Origin of the sequence: Arthrobacter sp. H41 (assembly GCF_000520535.1) — a bacterium.
Taxonomy (GTDB): domain Bacteria; phylum Actinomycetota; class Actinomycetes; order Actinomycetales; family Micrococcaceae; genus Arthrobacter_D.
The window spans coordinates 3,052-4,875 of the sequence record NZ_KI914763.1 but is presented as its reverse complement, the minus strand read 5'-3'; the positions used below and the strand labels follow the sequence as shown (position 1 = coordinate 4,875).

Annotated in this window: 3 protein-coding genes; 1 reads left to right on the top strand and 2 read right to left on the bottom strand. The window is 61.7% G+C overall.

Features of this window, described 5'->3' with window-relative positions; genetic code table 11:
• Both Y705_RS16905 and Y705_RS0102860 read right to left on the bottom strand, forming a co-directional pair.
• On the bottom strand, positions 1-911 hold a 911-nt coding region (locus Y705_RS16905), incomplete at its 3' end, for a fatty acid desaturase family protein (RefSeq protein ID WP_049822183.1).
• 81 nt (positions 912-992) lie between these two features.
• Positions 993-1,304, bottom strand: coding sequence for a hypothetical protein (locus Y705_RS0102860; RefSeq protein WP_026531763.1), 312 nt, complete (start codon positions 1,302-1,304; stop codon positions 993-995).
• A gap of 279 nt (positions 1,305-1,583) precedes the next feature.
• Between Y705_RS0102860 and Y705_RS16900 the strand changes: the two genes are divergently transcribed.
• On the top strand, positions 1,584-1,824 hold a 241-nt coding region (locus Y705_RS16900; RefSeq protein WP_253908458.1), incomplete at its 3' end, for a TetR family transcriptional regulator.

The following is a 1,824-nucleotide window of genomic DNA, read 5'->3' as shown; positions in this document are numbered from 1 at the left end:
AGGTGCGGACGGGGCATGTCGGGGAAGAGGTGGTGCTCGATCTGGAAGTTCAGGCCGCCGAAAGCGTTGTTCACGAAGGGCCCGCCGCGGATGTTGCGTGAGGTCAGGACCTGCTTCTGGAAGAAATCGAGGGTGCTGTCCTTCGGGACGAGCGGCATGCCCTTGTGGTTGGGGGCGAAGCTCGCGCCCATGTAGATTCCGAAGACGGCGAGCTGGACGCCCAGAAAGGCGAAGGCCATACCGACCGGGAGGAACCAGAACAGGACGCCGAGATAGGCGCCGAACCGGGCGCCGAGGAGCGCGAGCTCGACCCAGCGGCCCATGATGGCGCGACGTGAGAAAAGGGTGGAGATAGACCGGGCATGCAGGTTGATGCCCTCCATCGTCAGCAGGGGGAAGAAGAGGTAGCCCTGACGGCGGGTGATCCAGGCCCGGATGCCGGTGGCTTTCGCGGCGTCCTCCTCGAGGAACGAGATGGTGTCCACCTCGATGTCGGGGTCCTTTCCCTGGGTGTTGGGATCATTGTGGTGGCGCGTGTGCTTGTCCATCCACCAGGCGTAGCTGATGCCCACGACACCGGCGGCGAGGATACGCCCCGACCAGTCGTTGGCGCCGCGGGTGGTGAAGATCTGTCGGTGCGAGGCCTCGTGGGCGAGGAACGCGACCTGCGTCAGGACGACGCCGAGGGCGGCGGCGATCAGGAGCTGGAACCAGGAATCCCCCAGCAGCGCGAATCCCGTCCACGCTGCCGCCATGGCCAAGGCGAGGAAGAAGAATACCGAGAGATAGAAACGCCGACGCCGGGTGAGCAGACCCTCTTTCCGAACCTGTTTCAGGAGGACGGAGTAGGACGCAACGACGTCGTTCGGCTTGCTGATACGCACTGCTCGTTTTACTGGTGGTGCACTCATCGGTTCGTCCTGGGCCATGGTTCGGGGAGGGTACTTCACCTCGTGGTGGTCCCGGTGCGGGACCACCACGAGGTCGAGGTGTTATGCGTCGTAGTGTTCGCGGCTTCCGGACTTCGCCAGACCACGAGCGATCATGTAAGCGATCGTCAGGTAGGTGATGAGCTTCATGCCCTGGTAGGCGTCGAACGTGTCATCGCCGTCTTCGTTATCACCATCGCCGACAAGGACCGCGGTGATGATCGTCGCGGCCACCATAGCGATGTAGGCAAAGAACTCGGTGGTCTTCGTCGAGGTCTTGGTTTCGGTCGATGGCCGGGCCCGCACCGTGCCACGATCAACGTTGTTGTTGCCGCCACCGCCGTTGTTGCCGCCACCACCGTTGTTATTAGACATAGAAAAATTTCCTTGCAGGTGGGGGTGGCCGATCCGGCCGGGAACCAGTCGCCCTGAGTGGGACTAGTAGGTATCTGGGGGAGCGATGATCCGCAGGCTTCTCTACGGGTGCTCTACGTTGTAAATCCTACGGTGTAGAGTTGTGGATTAGCAAGCCGCCCTACTAATGGATGGATGTTCGTGCCTTCTCCGGACGAGAACGATCGCACGACACGGAAAATAGGCCAGGGTGAGTCAAGTAGCGCGGAACAAGACGCGAAGGGTGCCCGTAGGAGCCGGTTGAGCCGGGACCTCGTGCTGGCCGCCGCTCTTGAGCTGGTGGATGACGAGGGTCTTAATGCTTTGTCAATGCGTCGGCTTGGCCACAAGCTCGGGAAAGATCCCATGGCGTTGTACCGATATGCGGCGAACCGGGACGCTCTTCTTGATGGGCTGACCGAGCTTGTGCTGGGCCAGCTGAATATTCCGCCCGTCGCGGACTGGCAGGACCAACTCCGAAGGACAGCACACGATTTCAGGG